Origin of the sequence: Streptomyces sp. NPDC102360, assembly GCF_044766085.1 — a bacterium.
Classification (GTDB): domain Bacteria; phylum Actinomycetota; class Actinomycetes; order Streptomycetales; family Streptomycetaceae; genus Streptomyces.
In genome coordinates, this window is record NZ_JBIWLG010000005.1 from 291,250 (window position 1) to 308,487 (window position 17,238).

Annotated in this window: 16 protein-coding genes; 4 read left to right on the forward strand and 12 right to left on the reverse strand. The window is 68.6% G+C overall.

Features of this window, described 5'->3' with window-relative positions; all coding sequences use genetic code 11:
- Window positions 1-11 precede the first annotated feature (11 nt).
- The 3 genes from ACIRHA_RS22250 to ACIRHA_RS22260 all read right to left on the reverse strand — a co-directional run bounded on the left by ACIRHA_RS22250 (window position 12) and on the right by ACIRHA_RS22260 (window position 3,814).
- Window positions 12-1,028 (reverse strand): FKBP-type peptidyl-prolyl cis-trans isomerase, encoded by a 1,017-nt coding sequence (locus tag ACIRHA_RS22250; RefSeq protein WP_403848333.1) that lies wholly within the window; start codon window positions 1,026-1,028, stop codon window positions 12-14.
- 155 nt (window positions 1,029-1,183) lie between these two features.
- Complete coding sequence (pafA, locus tag ACIRHA_RS22255) at window positions 1,184-2,545, reverse strand: Pup--protein ligase (protein ID WP_351337432.1); 1,362 nt, start codon at window positions 2,543-2,545, stop codon at window positions 1,184-1,186.
- A gap of 9 nt (window positions 2,546-2,554) precedes the next feature.
- A complete protein-coding gene (locus ACIRHA_RS22260) occupies window positions 2,555-3,814 on the reverse strand; it encodes an MFS transporter (RefSeq protein WP_403848336.1) in 1,260 nt (419 codons plus the stop codon).
- 120 nt (window positions 3,815-3,934) lie between these two features.
- On the opposite strand from ACIRHA_RS22260, the gene ACIRHA_RS22265 reads away from it, so the two are divergent.
- The gene (locus ACIRHA_RS22265; RefSeq protein ID WP_403848338.1) at window positions 3,935-4,981 is read left to right on the forward strand and encodes a LacI family DNA-binding transcriptional regulator; all 1,047 of its coding nucleotides are present in this window, start codon (window positions 3,935-3,937) and stop codon (window positions 4,979-4,981) included.
- Between the two features lie 61 nt (window positions 4,982-5,042).
- Here the strand turns inward: ACIRHA_RS22265 and prcA are convergent, their stop codons facing one another.
- From prcA to arc, 6 genes are all read right to left on the reverse strand, one after another.
- Complete coding sequence (gene prcA, locus ACIRHA_RS22270; RefSeq protein WP_403848341.1) at window positions 5,043-5,813, reverse strand: proteasome subunit alpha; 771 nt, start codon at window positions 5,811-5,813, stop codon at window positions 5,043-5,045.
- Between the two features lie 71 nt (window positions 5,814-5,884).
- Window positions 5,885-6,730: a proteasome subunit beta gene (gene prcB, locus ACIRHA_RS22275; RefSeq protein WP_403848344.1), complete on the reverse strand. Its 846-nt coding sequence runs from the start codon at window positions 6,728-6,730 to the stop codon at window positions 5,885-5,887.
- Window positions 6,682-7,284 carry an endonuclease VII domain-containing protein gene (locus tag ACIRHA_RS22280; RefSeq protein ID WP_403848346.1) on the reverse strand — a complete coding sequence of 201 codons (603 nt, stop codon included), beginning with the start codon at window positions 7,282-7,284 and terminating at the stop codon, window positions 6,682-6,684. Before ACIRHA_RS22280 ends, prcB begins: the two co-directional genes overlap by 49 nt.
- Window positions 7,285-7,289: 5 nt before the next feature.
- Window positions 7,290-7,508 (reverse strand): ubiquitin-like protein Pup, encoded by a 219-nt coding sequence (locus ACIRHA_RS22285; RefSeq protein WP_306319237.1) that lies wholly within the window; start codon window positions 7,506-7,508, stop codon window positions 7,290-7,292.
- A gap of 201 nt (window positions 7,509-7,709) precedes the next feature.
- On the reverse strand, window positions 7,710-9,221 hold the full coding sequence (gene dop / locus ACIRHA_RS22290) for a depupylase/deamidase Dop (RefSeq protein ID WP_403848349.1): 1,512 nt from the start codon (window positions 9,219-9,221) through the stop codon (window positions 7,710-7,712).
- Between the two features lie 280 nt (window positions 9,222-9,501).
- Window positions 9,502-11,268, reverse strand: coding sequence for a proteasome ATPase (gene arc, locus ACIRHA_RS22295; protein WP_403848352.1), 1,767 nt, complete (start codon window positions 11,266-11,268; stop codon window positions 9,502-9,504).
- A 263-nt stretch (window positions 11,269-11,531) separates the two neighbouring features.
- On the opposite strand from arc, the gene ACIRHA_RS22300 reads away from it, so the two are divergent.
- On the forward strand, window positions 11,532-11,846 hold the full coding sequence (locus ACIRHA_RS22300; RefSeq protein WP_403848355.1) for a ferredoxin: 315 nt from the start codon (window positions 11,532-11,534) through the stop codon (window positions 11,844-11,846).
- A gap of 85 nt (window positions 11,847-11,931) precedes the next feature.
- Here ACIRHA_RS22300 and ACIRHA_RS22305 read toward each other — a convergent pair whose 3' ends face one another.
- The 3 genes from ACIRHA_RS22305 to ACIRHA_RS22315 all read right to left on the reverse strand — a co-directional run bounded on the left by ACIRHA_RS22305 (window position 11,932) and on the right by ACIRHA_RS22315 (window position 15,369).
- Window positions 11,932-12,507 (reverse strand): hypothetical protein, encoded by a 576-nt coding sequence (locus ACIRHA_RS22305; RefSeq protein ID WP_403848358.1) that lies wholly within the window; start codon window positions 12,505-12,507, stop codon window positions 11,932-11,934.
- A 241-nt stretch (window positions 12,508-12,748) separates the two neighbouring features.
- Entirely contained in the window at window positions 12,749-13,654 is a 906-nt protein-coding gene (locus ACIRHA_RS22310; RefSeq protein ID WP_351337459.1) for a tRNA (adenine-N1)-methyltransferase, read from the reverse strand.
- A 62-nt stretch (window positions 13,655-13,716) separates the two neighbouring features.
- Window positions 13,717-15,369 carry a site-2 protease family protein gene (locus ACIRHA_RS22315; protein WP_403848361.1) on the reverse strand — a complete coding sequence of 551 codons (1,653 nt, stop codon included), beginning with the start codon at window positions 15,367-15,369 and terminating at the stop codon, window positions 13,717-13,719.
- A gap of 179 nt (window positions 15,370-15,548) precedes the next feature.
- Here ACIRHA_RS22315 and ACIRHA_RS22320 point away from each other — a divergent pair, with 179 nt between their 5' ends.
- On the forward strand, window positions 15,549-16,448 hold the full coding sequence (locus ACIRHA_RS22320; protein ID WP_403848363.1) for a RecB family exonuclease: 900 nt from the start codon (window positions 15,549-15,551) through the stop codon (window positions 16,446-16,448).
- Between the two features lie 49 nt (window positions 16,449-16,497).
- Entirely contained in the window at window positions 16,498-17,169 is a 672-nt protein-coding gene (locus ACIRHA_RS22325; protein WP_403848366.1) for a response regulator, read from the forward strand.
- The last annotated feature ends 69 nt before the right edge of the window (window positions 17,170-17,238 follow it).

Below are 17,238 nucleotides of genomic sequence, written 5' to 3' on the forward strand. Positions count from 1 at the left end.
TGTGCGACGGTTCAGTGCGCCGCGAGGACGTCGACCGTGAAGACCAGCGTCGAATTGGCCGGCAGCGTCTTACCCTGCGCCTTCTTGCCGTACGCCTGCTCCGGCGGGATCACCAGGAGCACCCGGTCACCGACGTGCTTGCCGACGAGCCCGTTGTCCCAGCCCTTAATGACCTGGCCGCCGCCGATCGGCGTCGTGAACGGCTGGCCGCTCTTCCAGGACGAGTCGAACAGCGCGGCCTTCTTCTTGCCCTCGTTGATCTTCCAGGCGGCACCGCTGTACTGCATGGTGACCGTCTGGCCCTTCTTGACCTCGGCACCCTTGCCCTGGATCAGGACCTTGTCGACCAGATCCTTCGGCGGGTCACTCTTCGGGATCGAGATCGTCGCCGGCTCTTCCTTGTCGGCCTGGATCTGCGGCAGGTTCGACGGGATCGAGGCCTGCTTGCCCGTGGCCTTCTTCGGGATCACCTTGCCGACGTCCAGGGCGAAGACGAGCGTGTCCGAGCCCTTGATGCCCACCTGCTGGTTGCCCTGGCTGCCGAAGCCCGCGGCCGGCGGCGCCACGACGAGGACCCGGCTGCCCTCCTTCTGCCCGAGCACGGCCTGCGCGAACGCCGGAAGCTGACCCTCGGCGCCCGCCGTCACCATCTGGTCGCCACCACCCTGCGAGCCGTACGTGGAACCGAGGTCCTTGCCGCCCTTCCAGACCTTCCCGGTGAAGTTCATCGACACCAGGTCGTTCTTCTTCACCGCCGGACCGTCACCCTGGGACACCGTGTGCACGACGAACTTGTCGCTCGGGTCACCCTTCGGCAGCGCGATCTTCGCCTGCTTGCCGTACGCCCCCGACACCTTCGGCATCGGGTCGGCCTTGTCGACCGCCTTCGGCACCGCGGCCCCCTTCGGCGAGGAGGACGACGAGTCGGCCTTGTCCGCCGAATCCTTCTTGCCGTCATCGCTGCCGCAAGCCGTCGCGGTCAGCGCCAGTGCCGGCACGATCAGTAGAGCTGCAAGTCGGCGTCGCACAGTGGTCCTCAAGTCGCTCGAATAGGGTCCGGCCACTCTAGGCCCTCCCCCTGTCAATCCAAGTCATTCCAAGGGGACGGCCAGGGGCCTCGTACGAATGATTCGTACGAGGCCCCTGGCCGGATTGCTCAGCGTGTGCGCCCACATACCGGGGATCACATACCGGCGATCAACTTCTCCACCCGATCGTCCACACTGCGGAACGGGTCCTTGCACAGCACCGTGCGCTGCGCCTGATCGTTCAGTTTCAGATGCACCCAGTCGACCGTGAAGTCACGGCGCTGCTCCTGGGCACGGCGAATGAAGTCACCGCGCAACCTCGCGCGCGTGGTCTGCGGCGGCACCGACTTGCCCTCGAAGATCTTCAGGTCGTTGCAGATCCGCTTGGCCTGGCCCTTCTTCTCCAGGAGGTAGTAGAGACCGCGCTGCCGGTGGATGTCGTGATACGCGAGGTCTATCTGCGCGACCCTCGGGTGCGACATCGTCATGTTGTGCTTCGCGCGATAACGCTCGATGAGCTTGTACTTCATGACCCAGTCGATCTCGGTGCCCACCCGGTCCAGGTCCTCGGACTCGATGGCATCCAGCGTGCGGCCCCACAGCTCGAGGACCTGCTCGACGGTGCCGGTGCGGATCCCCCGGCGATCGACGAAGTCCACGGCCTTCTCGTAGTACTCGCGCTGCACCTCGAGAGCCGAGGCCTCCCGGCCACTGGCGAGCCGCACCTTGCGGCGGCCCGTGATGTCGTGACTCACCTCGCGGATCGCCCGGATCGGGTTCTCCAGGGTGAGGTCCCGCATCACCGTGCCCGCTTCGATCATGCGCAGGACGAGGTCGGTCGCGCCGACCTTCAACAGCATCGTCGTCTCTGACATGTTCGAGTCGCCGACGATCACGTGCAGACGGCGATAGCGCTCGGCGTCCGCGTGCGGTTCGTCCCTGGTGTTGATGATCGGCCGGGAACGCGTCGTCGCGGAGCTGACGCCCTCCCAGATGTGCTCGGCACGCTGGCTCACGCAGTACACGGCGCCGCGCGGAGTCTGCAGCACCTTGCCCGCGCCGCACAGCAACTGCCTTGTGACCAGGAAGGGGATGAGAATGTCCGCGAGTCGCGAGAACTCCCCGTGCCGCGCCACCAAGTAGTTCTCATGGCAGCCGTAGGAGTTACCCGCCGAGTCGGTGTTGTTCTTGAACAGGTATACGTCGCCCGCGATCCCCTCCTCGTGCAGGCGGCGTTCGGCGTCGACGAGCAGGCCTTCCAGAATGCGCTCGCCCGCCTTGTCGTGCGTGACCAACTCGGTCACGTTGTCACATTCGGGAGTTGCGTATTCCGGATGCGACCCGACATCGAGGTAAAGGCGGGCACCGTTCCGCAGAAAGACATTGCTGCTGCGGCCCCATGACACGACACGGCGGAAGAGGTACCGCGCCACCTCGTCAGGAGACAGGCGGCGCTGTCCCCTAAACGTACACGTGACGCCGTACTCGTTCTCCAGCCCGAAAATGCGGCGGTCCATGACTGAACATTACGCCCGATCCCCCGAGCTGAAACGGGGTTCGACGGCACGGTTTGGATCATTTTCCGACGAGCGCGCGACACGCCCGGACGTGCGCGGCTCCGCAAGGACCCGAGCCGTTGAAACCAGGACGACCAGCGCAAGCGCACCGGCGGCGGCCGGAACGGCGAACCCCCACCGCGTGCCGGCCCACTCGACGACCGGGCCCGCCACGGCCGTTCCCACGCTGGAGCCGACCATGAACGTCGTCACGAGCCACGAGAACGCCTCCGTCACCGTGCCGGCCGGCGCATGCCGGTCCACGACGATGAACGCGCACGCGAGGCACGGCGCCAGGAACACCCCCGCCACCGCCGTCAATGCCACCATCGCGACCGGCCCCGGCATCAGGACCAACGGCACGTAGAACAAGGCCAGCAGAGCCACCAGCCACCGAAGTCGCCGCTCCGGAGCGCCACTCCACTGACGGGCCCCGTAGACACTGCCGCCCACCAGCGCGCCCAACCCGATCGCCGCCATCAACCAGCCGTACACCGCGTCGCCGCCCCGGCCCTCCGCGTACGACATCGCCGCCACGGTGATCGAACCGAGCGCGGTGCCGATGAACAGGAAGGCGACGAGCAGGACCAGCAGCCCCGACGAGCGCAACGCGCCCAGCCAGTGCGCCTCGCGCGGAGCCGAACGCCACGCGCGCGAAGGCTTCGACAGCACCACGGAGAGCGCACCGAGCACACCGATCACATTGACGACCACGAGCGCGGCCTGCGCCGACCACAGCGACACGCACAACGTCACCAGCAACGGCCCGACGGTGAACATGACTTCCTGCGCGATCGCGTCCATCGCGTACGCCGTGTGCACCTGCTCCTCGCGCGCCAGCACACTCGGCCACAACGCGCGCAGACCGCCCTCCAACGGCGGCGTGAACAGTCCGGCCAGGGCCATCGCCGCGTACGCCAACGGCAGCGAGTCCATCCCGGCGAACGCGAAGACCGTCATCGCGAGTCCCGACAGGACCGCCGCCGGCAGCTGCACCATCGGCTGGCCCCGCAGGTCGACGAGGCGCCCGAGGAGCGGCTGCCCGATCGCGTTCGCCACCCCGTACACCGCCGCGAGCGCGCCCGCCAGGCTGTACGTGCCGCCCTCCGCCCGGATGAAGAGCACGACGGCGATCGGGGCCGTCGCGTTCGGCAGCCTGCCCACCAGGGTCCCCGTGAGCAGCCGCATCGCGTGCCGCGCCCTGAGGATCTCCGCATAACCCGCGGCCATCGCCCCGCCCCCGCCCTGAAGTTTTACGTATAACGTCTCGGCGTTATACGTACCACGTGCCCGGCGGACACAGCCACCCGCTAACGTCGGGACCCCTGGACGACACCTACGGAGGCACCAGTGACCAGCGGCCCGGACGGCACCACGACCGCCCGCCCCACCAGCAGGGACGTCGCCCGAGCCGCCGGCGTCTCCCAGGCCGCCGTCTCGCTCGTCATGGGCGGCAAATGGCGCGGCCGCGTCTCCGAGACCACCGCCGAACGCGTACGCGCCGCCGCGGAGCGGCTCGGCTACCGCCCCAACCTCGCGGCCCGCAACCTCCGCACCGGCCGCACCCGCACCGCCCTCCTCGTCGTCCCCGCACTCACCAACGAGTTCTTCGCCGGGGTCTACACCGGAGCGGCCCGCGTCGCGGCACAGCACGACTTCGGCGTCATCCTCTACCCCTCACCCGACGGCATCGGCCCTGCACGCGACCCCTTCCCCTCCGCCCGCGCCGCACTCGACGGCATCCTCGCCTCCTCCATGGCCGCCGACGCCCTCACCGCCCTGCGCGGCGACGACACCCCACCCATCCCCCTCGTCATGCTCGACAGCGACCCCACGGGCAGCCCCGGCGCCACCACCGTCAACCTCGACCTCGCCGACGGCACCCGGCAGATCACCGACCACCTCATCGCCCACGGCCACCGCAACTTCCTGCACCTCGCCTCCGCCGTCCGGTCCTGGACCTTCGACGTCCGCGCCCGCGAACTCGCCGCCCGCACCGCACAGTTGCCGGACACCACCGTGCGCACCGTCCGCTCCGCCCTCACCGTCGAGGACGCCGTCACCGCCACCGAAACCGCGCTGCGCACCTCCGGCATCACCGAACCCACCGCCATCGTCTGCGACGACGACAAACTCGCCGCCGGCGCCTACAAGGCCGCACGCCGGATGGGCCTGCGCATCCCCGACGACCTCTCCGTCACCGGCTTCGACGACCTCTCCCTCGCCACCGCGATCGAACCCGAACTCACCACCGTGCGCCTGCCCGCCGAGGAGGTCGGCGCCCACGGCATGCACGCCCTGCTCGCCGTCCTCGACGACCGCGAAGCCGAAACCACCCCGCTTCCGGTCGAATTGATCGTGCGCGGCTCCACGGGCCCGGCCACACCCCGCCCCTGACACACACGTGTGCCCCGACCGGTTCGACAACCGGCCGGGGCACACGACGCGCCAGGCGCTGCTACTCGTCCTCTGAAGGACCCTCGTCGTCGGACACCGCATCCGACTCGGCCTCCGTCGTCGCGGCAGCCCCCTCGGCCGTGAGCAGCCGCGACAGCTGCCGCCCCACGATCCGCTTGAACTTCCGCTGCTGCGGCCGCGTACGGTCCAGGACCGCCACCTCAAGGCGCTCCGCGGGAATCTCCCGCTCGCCCCCATTGGTGTCCCGCGACAGCGCCGTCACCGCCAACTTCAACGCCTCGGACAGCGTCATACCGTCCCGGTGCTGCTGATCCAGGTAATTACTGATCTGCTCCGCACTGCCACCGACCGCCACCGAGCCGTGCTCGTCGACGATCGACCCATCATGCGGAAGCCGGTAGATCTGATCACCCTCGGCCGACTGCCCGACCTCGGCGACCACCAACTCCACCTCGTACGGCTTCTCCCCCGCGCTGGAGAAGATCGTGCCCAGCGTCTGCGCGTACACATTCGCCAGACCACGAGCCGTCACATCATCACGGTCGTACGTGTACCCCCGCAGATCCGCGTAGCGCACACCACCGATCCGAAGATTCTCGTACTCGTTGTACTTACCGGCGGCCGCGAAACCGATCCGGTCATAGATCTCGCTGAACTTGTGCAGAGCACGGGACGGGTTCTCGCCGACGAACACGATGCCATCGGCGTACTGCAGCACGACAAGGCTGCGACCGCGAGCGATGCCCTTGCGCGCGTACTCCGCGCGGTCGGCCATCGCCTGCTGGGGTGAGACATAGAACGGCGTCGACACCGGCTATCCGTCCCTTTCTGTCAGTGACTCTCAGGGGCTCGATGAGTAGGCAACCAAAAGAAGCGGCCGGCTCAGAGCAGAGCGGCCCGCGGACCGTCCGGCTGCTCCAGACGCCGCTCGAGGATCGCACGGGCGATCTCCGACGACTCGTCGTCCGACAGCCGCCGGAACCCGTCGTCCGTGATCACGGTGACGATCGGGAAGATCCGCCGCGCCATGTCAGGGCCACCCGTCGCCGAGTCGTCGTCCGCGGCGTCGTACAACGCCTGGATGACCAGCGTCGTCGCCTGCTCCTCCGTCAGATCCTCGCGGTAGAGCTTCTTCATCGCCCCACGCGCGAACACCGAACCAGAACCCGTGGCGGCGAAGCCGTGCTCCTCGCTGCGGCCGCCCGTGACGTCGTACGAGAAGATCCGGCCCTTCTCGCGATCCACGTCGTAACCCGCGAACAGCGGCACCACGGCCAGCCCCTGCATGGCCATGCCGAGGTTCGACCGAATCATGGTCGACAACCGGTTCGCCTTGCCCTCCAACGACAGCTGCGCACCCTCGACCTTCTCGAAGTGCTCGAGCTCCAACTGGAAGAGCTTCACCATCTCGACGGCCAGACCGGCGGTGCCGGCGATACCGACGGCCGAGTACTCGTCCGCCGGGAAGACCTTCTCGATGTCGCGCTGCGCGATCACATTCCCCATCGTGGCCCGACGGTCACCGGCCAGCACCACGCCACCGGGGAACGAGACGGACACGATGGTCGTGCCGTGCGGGGCCTCGATGACGCCCTGCGTCGGCGGCAACTGCCGGTTGCCCGGCAGGATTTCGGGCTGATGCTCGGACAGGAAGTCCATGAAGGACGAGGATCCCGGCGTCAGGAAGGCAGCCGGTAGACGCCCGGTGCTACGAGGGTTGGCTTCCACGCGTTTCCTTCCAAGTAGGCAGCGGCCCGACGGACGGTGCCGGGGTCATCCCCCAACTTGCCGATGGCCGAATTGCAGTTGAAGCACAGTACGCCACGGACACTACCCGTCTCGTGGCAGTGATCCACATGTACTGCCGGGGCATTCAGGCAGATCACACAGATACCCATCTGAGAGGCGACCATCTCGTCGCGCTGGGCCTCCGTGAGGTTGTAGTTGCGCTTGAGGTGGTCCTGCCGACCCTGGATCGCTCGGCACGCCTTGCACTTGGTCGACAACCCGTCAGACGCACTCGCGTTGCGGTGCCAGTCAGCGTGCGGCTTGATCTCACCGCACGCACGACACAGCTTGTGCCCTTCCGGGACGTCCACCTTGACGCGGACGGACTTGCCACGGGCTTCCTGGCGGCGCCGATAATGCGCGGCGCTGTACTCCGCGACGCATTCCCGGCACCACACCTGAAGCCCGTCCCGACGGTTCTTGTCGGCCGCGAACGAGACCAGTGACAGCACCCGCGTGCACTTCGTGCACTGCTTGCCAGTCGCGCCCGACATGTCCGCTATTGCCCGCCTTTCTGCACAAATGAGCGCACGAAGTCCTCGGCATTTTCCTCGAGTACGTCGTCGATCTCGTCCAGAACCGAGTCGACGTCATCGCTCAGCTTCTCCTGGCGCTCCTTGAGGTCCTCGGTCGACTGCTCGTCGACCTCCTGCTCCTCGACCTCCTCGGTGGAGCGCGTCGCCTTCTGCTGTCCGCCGCCGGTGTCCTTGGTTGCCATGTCCAGCTCACCCCGCTCGGTTCGACATCCACGCCGTGGACGACGTGGTTCGCTCAGGTCGTTCGTGATCAGAACCCTACGCGTCGGCTCTGACATCGGCCCCGCACTTGGTGCAACGTGCGGGGCCCACCTCTGTGATTCCCCTGCCACCGACTTTTCAGCCCCGGATCCGTGATTGATCATCGGTGGATCGGACGCCCGTCACTGGCCGGACAGCACCCGGACCAGGTCCTCGGCCGTGCGGCACCTGTCCAGGAGCTCCTTCACGTGGTTCCGCGTTCCGCGAAGGGGTTCCAGGGTTGGGACGCGCTGGAGCGAGTCCCGGCCGGGGAGGTCGAAGATGACCGAGTCCCAGGAGGCCGCCGCGACGTCGTCCGCGTACTGCTCGAGGCAGCGTCCGCGGAAGTACGCGCGGGTGTCCTCCGGCGGCTTCGTACGGGCGTTCTCGACCTCGGTCTCGTCCAGGAGGCGCTTCATCTTGCCGCGCGCCTCCAGGCGGTTGTAGAGGCCCTTCTCGGCCCGTACGTCGGCGTACTGGAGGTCGAGCAGGTGCAGCTTGGCGGCGTCCCATTCGAGGTTGTCGCGGCGCCGGTAGCCCTGCATGAGCTCGAGCTTGGTGACCCAGTCGAGCTCGCCGGACAGGCTCATGGGATCCGACTCCAGGCGCCCCAGTACGTCCTCCCAGCGGGCCAGGACGTCCTTGGTCTGGTCGTCCGCGTCGGAGCCGAAGCGCTCCTCCACGTACTTCCTGGCGAGCTCGAAGTACTCCATCTGGAGTTGCACAGCGGTGAGGGTGCGGCCGCTACGGAGCGTGATCAGGTGCTGGAGGGACGAGTCGTGGGAGACCTGGTGGAGGGTGCGGACCGGCTGGTCCACGGCCAGGTCGACCGCGATGAAGCCGTCCTCGATCATGGACAGAACGAGTGACGTCGTGCCGAGCTTGAGGTAGGTCGAGATCTCCGACAGATTCGCGTCGCCGATGATCACGTGCAGGCGGCGGTACTTCTCCGCGTCGGAGTGCGGCTCGTCGCGGGTGTTGATGATCGGGCGCTTGAGGGTGGTCTCGAGGCCCACCTCGACCTCGAAGTAGTCCGAGCGCTGGCTGAGCTGGAAGCCGTGTTCGTGGCCGTCCTGACCGATGCCCACCCGGCCGGCGCCCGTGACGACCTGGCGGGAGACGAAGAAGGGCGTCAGGTGGCGCACGATGTCCGAGAAGGGGGTCTCCCGCTTCATCAGGTAGTTCTCGTGCGTCCCGTAGGAGGCGCCCTTGTTGTCGGTGTTGTTCTTGTAGAGGTGGATGGGCTGGGCGCCGGGCAGCTGGGCCGCCCGCTCCGCGGCCTCGGCCATGATGCGCTCGCCGGCCTTGTCCCAGAGCACGGCGTCGCGGGGGTTGGTGACCTCTGGTGAGCTGTATTCGGGGTGTGCGTGGTCCACGTAGAGGCGCGCGCCGTTGGTGAGGATGACGTTGGCCAGGCCGATGTCCTCGTCGGTGAGCTGGCTGGAGTCGGCGGCTTCGCGGGCGAGGTCGAAGCCTCGGGCGTCGCGCAGCGGGTTCTCTTCCTCGAAGTCCCAGCGGGCCCTGCGGGCCCGGTGCATCGCCGCCGCGTAGGCGTTGACGATCTGGGACGAGGTGAGCATGGCATTGGCGTTGGGGTGGCCGGGGACGGAGATCCCGTATTCCGTCTCGATGCCCATTACTCGCCGTACGGTCATGCGGCCCTCCTTGCCCGGCAGCGCCCTCGGTCGGGGGCGCCGCTCAAGTACCGCTGGTTCTCCGGTGCGTGTGCGGTGCCCGTCCCCGCACTGCGCGACTCGGCGGCATAGCAGAGCCTAGAACGCCTTTGCGCTGGTGGGGAGATCATTTGCGTCATTGGATTCGCTCCGCTTTCGAGCGGGTGGTCGCGTGGTCGGTTCCTGTCGTGTGCCGCGACGTGCTGCCGCAAAACAGTCGGCTGCGGGTACCCGCTCGGGGCACCCGCAGCCGCCCTGTCTTTTACAGGTACTGACCGGTGTTCGCCACCGTGTCGATGGAGCGTCCGGTGTCCGCGCCCTGCTTTCCGGTGACGAGGGTGCGGATGTAGACGATCCGCTCGCCCTTCTTGCCGGAGATTCGGGCCCAGTCGTCCGGGTTGGTGGTGTTGGGCAGGTCCTCGTTCTCCTTGAACTCGTCGATGCAAGCCTGCAGGAGGTGGGAGACCCTGAGTCCCTTCTGGTTCTGTTCGAGGAAGGCCTTGATGGCCATCTTCTTGGCGCGGCCGACGATGTTTTCGATCATTGCGCCGGAGTTGAAGTCCTTGAAGTAGAGGACTTCCTTGTCACCGTTTGCGTACGTCACCTCGAGGAAGCGGTTTTCCTCGGTTTCGGCGTACATCTGCTCCACGGCCGTCTGGATCATGGCGTGGACGGTGGCCGCCCGGTCGCTGCTGTGCTCGTCGAGGTCGTCGAGGTGCAGGGGCAGGCGTTGGGTGAGGTACTTGCCGAAGATGTCCTTGGCCGCTTCGGCGTCCGGGCGCTCGATCTTGATCTTCACGTCGAGTCGTCCGGGCCGCAGGATGGCCGGGTCGATCATGTCCTCGCGGTTGGAGGCACCGATCACGACCACGTTCTGCAGGCCTTCGACGCCGTCGATCTCGGCGAGGAGCTGCGGGACGATGGTGTTCTCCACGTCCGAGCTGACGCCGGAGCCTCGGGTGCGGAAGAGGGATTCCATCTCGTCGAAGAAGACGATGACGGGGGTGCCCTCGCTGGCCTTCTCACGAGCGCGCTGGAAGACGAGGCGGATCTGCCGCTCGGTCTCACCGACGTACTTGTTGAGAAGTTCGGGACCCTTGATGTTGAGGAAGTAGCTCTTGCCCTGTGCCACGCCGGTCACTTCGGCGACCTTCTTGGCGAGGGAGTTGGCCACTGCCTTGGCGATCAGGGTCTTACCGCATCCGGGGGGCCCGTACAGCAGGACGCCCTTGGGCGGCCGCAGTTCGTGCTCCCTGTAGAGGTCCGGGTAGAGGTAGGGGAGCTCGACCGCGTCGCGGATCAGTTCGATCTGGTTGCCCAGGCCGCCGATCTGCTCGTAGCCGATGTCCGGGACCTCTTCGAGGACGAGTTCCTCTACTTCGCTCTTCGGTACGACTTCGTAGACATAGCCGGATCGGGGTTCGAGCAGTAGGGCGTCGCCGGGGCGGATGGTGACGTCCAGCAACGGCTCGGCGAGCCGTACCACCCGTTCCTCGTCGGTGTGCCCGACCACGAGGGCTCGATCGCCGTCCTCGAGGATTTCCTTGAGGGTGACGATGTCGCCGACGCTCTCGAACTCCATGGCCTCGACCACGTTGAGCGCTTCGTTGAGCATGAGTTCCTGGCCGCGTCGGAGCTCTTCGAGTTCGACGCTTGGGCTCACGTTCACGCGGAGTTTGCGGCCGCCGGTGAAGATGTCGGCGGTGCCGTCCTCGTTGGCCGAGAGGAAGACTCCGAAGCCTGCCGGTGGTTGTGCGAGCCGGTCGACTTCTTCCTTGAGGGCCACGATTTGGTCGCGGGCCTCACGGAGTGTGCCTGCGAGCCGCTCGTTCTGGGCGGACACGCCGGCCAGGTTTGTCTGCAGTTCGACGATCCGCTCTTCGAGAATCCTCGTGTGCCGCGGAGAGTCGGCGAGCTTGCGCCGCAGGACGGCGATTTCCTGCTCGAGATAGGCAACCTGCCCGGCGGGGTCTTCGGACCCTCGTCCCGGGCGGATGCCGCGGTTGATGTCGTCGTCGTGGGCTGCCACGGTCCTCACCTCCTCCAAGGGGAGCTGGACGCTTCCAGACCCTACCTGGGCGGGTGTCGATTGAAACCCCTAGATCAAAAAGACGATGGGGTGTGTCCGATCTTCACCCTTGCGCTCTCCCTCACGCCAGGGGAATACCCACCCAACAACATCGGAAAGCGGCCGGTTGTAGGGTCGAAGCGTTCAACACCCGTCAGGCTTGGCCCGACTTGCTCCTCTGAAGGAGATTTTCGGGGGCCGCGACGCAGGAAAGCGCAGGAGACATGACCGTGCGGCAAGAGGCCGGATCCGACACTGAGAGCAGCGTTCCGCTGGAGGTGTGGATCGACCAGGATCTGTGCACCGGGGACGGCATCTGCGCGCAGTACGCCCCCGAGGTCTTCGAGCTGGACATCGACGGTCTGGCGTATGTGAAGAGCGCGGACGACGAGCTGCTGCAGGACGTGGGCGCGTCAACGCCCGTGCCGCTTCCGCTTCTCACGGATGTGGTGGCGTCGGCGAAGGAGTGTCCGGGCGACTGCATCCATGTGCGGCGGGTTTCGGACAGGGTCGAGGTGCACGGCCCTGACGCCGAGTAACTTCGAGGGAATTTTTCTCACTCTACGTAGACGGACGGGCCCCGTTCGCCGGTGTTCCGGCGGGCGGGGCCCGTTGCGTGCGGTGTCAGGCGGCGCGGGCCTCGGAGGGCGTGGAGCGGACGAACGCCCCGTCCTGCCACTGCCACTTGGCCTTCTCGTGGACGTCCGGGCGGTAGCGGGGCACGGAGTCCGAGGAGTAGCCGTCCAGGTCGGCGAGGACCGATCCGTCCTGTATGGCGAGCGCGGTCGCCGAGTAGTTGTCCTTGGGCGTGACGAGCGTGGCGACGACGCGGGGCTTGGCGCCGGCGGGTTGTGTGACGACGTAGATGCCGCTGGGCGGTGTGCCGACGCCGGCGTCGCAGCGGACGACGGCGACCGTCTCCGGGCGTCCGTCGCCGTCCAGGTCCCCGGCGGTCTTCTGGACGACAGCGGTCTTGACGGGCCCGCAGTCGAGCGGGAAGTGGACGGCGGCGGGGTCGGGCGGAGCGACGGCCGCGGGTTTGCCCGCGGGGGCCTTGTGGTCGGCCTGGGCCGCGGTGGCGGAGCCCGGCTTGAGGAAGCCGGAGACCGCGACGACAGCGGCGAGGGCGGTCGCGGTGGCCAGCCAGTGGATGGGTCGTGTGGTGGTGTGCGCCAGTTCCGGGACGGCGGATTGCTGCACGAGGAGCGTCTCCTGTGAGGGCTGTGCCGGTGGGGGTGGCCAGCATCGTGCCATACGTCACAGTGCGCGGGAACGGCGGGGTCCGTTCTTTCTTTCGGTGATATCCGGTCCTGGTGCTGCCGCTTCGCCAACGAACAAGCGCCGCCGCGGAGTTCCCGTGTGAGCGGGGGAACTGCGCGGCGGCGCTTTCGCGTTGTGCGGTTGTACGTTTCCGGTGACTCGGTGACTCGGCCTCGGCGGCTCAGCGGCCGCGGTTGCCGCCGTCGGCGTTCGGACCGTCGTAGTCCTCGCCGTAGGCGCCCTTGGAGGGGCGGCGGCGGCGCATGGGCGGCTCGACGCCGTCCGCGAGGCGGCGGGCGGTGAGCAGGAAGCCGGTGTGGCCGATCATCCGGTGGTCGGGGCGGACGGCGAGGCCTTCCACGTGCCAGTTGCGGATCATCGACTCCCAGGAGGTCGGCTCGTTGAAGCAGCCGATCTCGCGGATGGACTCGACGGTGCGGGCGAGCTGCGTGGTGGTGGCCACGTAGCAGCACAGGATGCCGCCGGGGACGAGCGCCTTCTTGACGACGTCCAGGCACTCCCAAGGGGCGAGCATGTCGAGGATGACGCGGTCGACGTCACCGTCGGACAGGTTGTCCTGGAGGTCGCCGACGGTGAGCTGCCAGGCGGGGTGCGGTCCGCCGAAGTAGCGCTCGACGTTGCCCTTGGCGATGTCGGCGAAGTCCTCGCGGCGCTCGTAGGAGTGCAGCATGCCTTGGTCGCCGATGGCGCGCAGCAGGAAGCTGCTGAGCGAGCCGGAGCCCACGCCCGCCTCCACGACGCGCGCGCCGGGGAAGATGTCGGCGAAGGCGAGGATCTGCCCCGCGTCCTTGGGGTAGACCACGGCGGCGCCGCGGGGCATGGACAGGACGTAGTCGGGGAGCAGGGGGCGCAGCGCGAGGTAGGCGACGTTTCCGGTGGTACGGACAACGCTGCCCTCGGGTGCGCCGATCAGCTCGTCGTGCGGGAAGGAGCCCTTGTGGGTGTGGAAGCTCTTTCCCTCTTCGAGCGTGAACGTGTGATGGCGGCCCTTGGGGTCGGTCAGCTGAACCTGGTCCCCGACCGTGAAGGGCCCGCGCCTGCGGGCGGCACCGGTCGGTTCGGACATGTGAACAGCCTACCGGGCCCGGCGGTCCACTCCGACCACGCGGCTTCCGGCCACGCGGCTTCTTACGAAGGGCGGGCCATGGCCTTGACGAAGGCGCGCTCCACGTCGGCCGCGGAGAGCACTCCGTAGATGGCGCCGTTCTCCTCGACCACGAGGTATTCGGTGGCGGGGGTCTCGCGGAGGGTGTCGAGGAGTTCCTCGCCGGCGAGTTCGGCGGAGACGCGCATGCCGTCGGTGAGGTCCTGGGCGAGGCCGCTGACGGGGACCCAGGGGCGGCGGTGTTCGGGGATGCCGACGATGGCGGCCTCGCGGACGAGGGAGTGGGGGTCGCCGTCGGCGTCGACGACGACGAGGGCGCGGGCGCCCGCCTCGTTGGCCCGGCGCAGGGCTTCGGAGAGCGGGGTTTCGCCTTCGACGGGGACGGCGCGCCGGGTGAGCGTGCGGGCGCGCAGGTCGGGGAGGTGTTCGCGCAGCCGTGCCATGCGCAGGCTGTTGCCGGCGCCGGTCCAGATGATCGCGGCGAGGATGGCGGCGAGCAGCGCGTCCATCAGGGTGTCCATGCCGCCCGCTTCTTCGGCGCCTTCGCCGAGGGCGCCGGACTGGGTGAGCAGCGGCAGGCCGATGAGGACGGTGACGGCGAGGGCGCGGCCGACCCAGGCGGCGGCGATGGTGCCGCTCATGGGCTTGCCGGTGAGCTTCCAGACGACGGCGCGGAGCATCCGGCCGCCGTCGAGGGGCAGTCCGGGCAGGAGGTTGAACGCGGCGACGATCAGGTTGGAGATCATCAGGCCCGCGAGGAGCACGCCGGGGACGGTGCCGGGTTCGACGGCTCGCATGGCCACGTAGAAGACGCCGGAGAGGACGAGGGAGAGCAGCGGGCCCACGAAGGCGAGCACGAACTCGCGTCCCGGGGTCTCGGACTCCTTCTCGATCTCCGACACGCCGCCGAAGAACTGCAGCCGGATGCGGCGCACCGGGAGTTTGAAGCGCAGCGCGGCGACGACGTGCGCGAGTTCGTGGACGAGTACGGAGGCGTAGAAGGCGACGGCGAAGAAGAGGGAGACCAGGTAGCGGGCGGCGCCGAGTTCGGGGAGCACACGGTCGAGCTGGCCGCCGAAGACCCAGGTGATCAGCGCGGCCACGAGGAACCAGCTGGGGGCGACGTACACCGGGACGCCGAAGGGGCGGCCCATGAGCAGTCCGCCGCGTGGTTCGGGGCGCTTGGTGGGTCCCTTGGTGGCGCCCTTGCGAGTGCCGGAGGTGGCGGCGGCGCGCTCGGGGTGCCGGTCGTAGGGGTGCGTGGGCGACGCGTCCTGCGGCTGCGGGGCGGAGTCCGTGGCCGGGGCGGAGTGCGTGGCCGGGGTGAAGTCGGTCGGCGGGGTGCCAGGGGTGTGCTGCGGCGCCGAGCTGTCCGGTTCCGCGTCGGGCTGGTCCGTGCCGGCCTGGCTCGCGTCGGCCTGGTCCGCGTCGGCCTGGCTCGCGTGGTCCGCGTCGGGCTGCTTCCGCACTGCCGCGCTTTCCGGCTGCTCGGTGACTGCGGCCTGCGGCTGCGTGCCGGTCTCGCGCTCCCTCCGGTCCTGCGGCGCCTCCTGCTCGCCCGGGTCCTGGGTGCCGCTGGTTTCGCGGGCTTCGGTCGCATCCGGCTCGACCGCGGCCGGAGGCCGGGGCGACGTCGCCTCGCCGGTGCCGGGCTGCGGCTGGCCGCTCTCGTCCACGGTGATCCCTCGGTCCCCTCGTTCGAAGCGTTTCCCGCCGCCCGGCGGGACGTTCTGGCGTCGATGGTATGCGGACAGTGCCGGTGGGCCCCCGTCGACTCCCCCGCGCCACGCTACGCAAGACGCGGCTGCCCGTGCAGGTGCCTGACTGTCAGTGCGGGCCCGTATCGTCGTGACGCATGGAGACCAGCACCGATCAGGCCCCCGCGCAGGCCGTGGCCGCCCCGCCGAGGTCGCTCTCGCCGTCGCGCGCGAGCGATTTCATGCAGTGCCCGCTGCTGTACCGGTTCCGCGTGATCGACAAGCTGCCGGAGAAGCCGAGTGAGGCGGCAACGCGGGGCACGCTGGTCCATGCCGTCCTGGAGAGGCTCTTCGACGCGCCCGCGGACGAGCGGACGGCGCCGCGGGCCACCGCCCTGATCCCCGGCCAGTGGGAGCGCCTGCGGGAGTCGAAGCCGGAGCTGGCCGAGCTGTTCGCCGATGCCGGCGAGGGCGAGGAGGCCGCGGGCGAGCGGATGACGCGCTGGCTCGGCGATGTGGAGCGCCTCGTGGAGCGGTGGTTCACGCTGGAGGATCCGACGCGGCTCGAGCCCGTCGAGCGGGAGCTCTTCGTGCAGGCCGAGCTGGAGTCGGGCCTGAAGCTGCGCGGGATCATCGACCGGGTGGACGTGGCGCCGACGGGCGAGGTGCGCATCGTCGACTACAAGACGGGCAAGGCGCCGCGCCCCCAGTACGCGGAGGGCGCGCTGTTCCAGATGAAGTTCTACGCGCTGGTGGTGTGGCGCCTGAAGGGGGTCGTGCCGCGCCGCCTTCAGCTCGTGTATCTGGGCAGTGGGGACGTGGTGACGTACGACCCGGTGCCCGCGGATCTGGAGCGGGTGGAGCAGAAGCTGCTCGCGTTGTGGGAGGCGATCCAGCAGGCGACGGAGACGGGCGACTGGCGGCCGCGGCCCACGAAGCTGTGCGGCTGGTGCGACCACCAGGCGGTGTGCCCGGAGTTCGGCGGCACTCCCCCGCCGTACCCGTTGCCGATCGTCCCGGCGCCCGCGGCCGGGGCGGAGGACCTTCCGCAGGCATAGCAGGGCAGAATGGGCCGCCGGGTCTATCGAAGGATCAAAGGAGAGTTTCGTGGCCATCCGCGTCCTACTGGTCGACGACCAGCCGCTGCTGCGTACGGGCTTTCGCATGATCCTGGAGGCCGAGCAGGACATCGCGGTGGTCGGTGAGGCCGGGGACGGTCTGCAGGCGCTCGACCAGGTGCGTGCCCTGCAGCCCGATGTGGTCCTCATGGACATCCGGATGCCGCGGATGGACGGCGTGGAGGCGACCCGGCAGGTCTCGGGCCCCGGCAAGGACGGACCGGCGAAGGTCCTGGTGCTGACCACGTTCGATCTCGACGAGTACGTGGTGGAGGCGTTGAAGGCGGGGGCCAGCGGCTTCCTGCTCAAGGACGCGCCCGCGGGCGAGCTGGTGCAGGCGATCCGGGTGGTGGCGGCCGGCGAGGCGATGCTGGCGCCGAGCATCACCCGCCGTCTCCTCGACAAGTACGCGGACCATCTCCCGTCCGGGGACGAGCCGGTCCCGGACACGCTGGGCACCCTCACGGAGCGGGAGGTGGAGGTGTTGAAGCTGGTCGCGCGCGGCCTGTCGAACGCCGAGATCGCCGCTGACCTGTTCGTGAGCGAGACGACGGTGAAGACGCATGTGGGCCATGTGCTGACGAAGCTGGGCCTGCGCGACCGGGTGCAGGCGGCCGTGTACGCGTACGAGAGCGGACTGGTCCGCCCCGGCGCGCAGTAGTAGGCCGCTGGCCCGCCCTGGCACGCAGTAAGTGGGCGGCCGGCCCGCCCCGGCCGCGCAGTGAACAGC

Coding starts and splice junctions, on each gene's coding strand:
- ACIRHA_RS22280 (WP_403848346.1), bottom strand. CDS start 7,284: ATGTCGGGCGCGACTGGCAAGCAGTGCACGAAGTGCACGCGGGTGCTG.
- dop (WP_403848349.1), bottom strand. CDS start 9,221: ATGACCGTACGGCGAGTAATGGGCATCGAGACGGAATACGGGATCTCC.
- ACIRHA_RS22300 (WP_403848355.1), top strand. CDS start 11,532: ATGACCGTGCGGCAAGAGGCCGGATCCGACACTGAGAGCAGCGTTCCG.
- ACIRHA_RS22310 (WP_351337459.1), bottom strand. CDS start 13,654: ATGTCCGAACCGACCGGTGCCGCCCGCAGGCGCGGGCCCTTCACGGTC.
- pafA (WP_351337432.1), bottom strand. CDS start 2,545: ATGGACCGCCGCATTTTCGGGCTGGAGAACGAGTACGGCGTCACGTGT.
- ACIRHA_RS22260 (WP_403848336.1), bottom strand. CDS start 3,814: ATGGCCGCGGGTTATGCGGAGATCCTCAGGGCGCGGCACGCGATGCGG.
- ACIRHA_RS22285 (WP_306319237.1), bottom strand. CDS start 7,508: ATGGCAACCAAGGACACCGGCGGCGGACAGCAGAAGGCGACGCGCTCC.
- ACIRHA_RS22320 (WP_403848363.1), top strand. CDS start 15,549: ATGGAGACCAGCACCGATCAGGCCCCCGCGCAGGCCGTGGCCGCCCCG.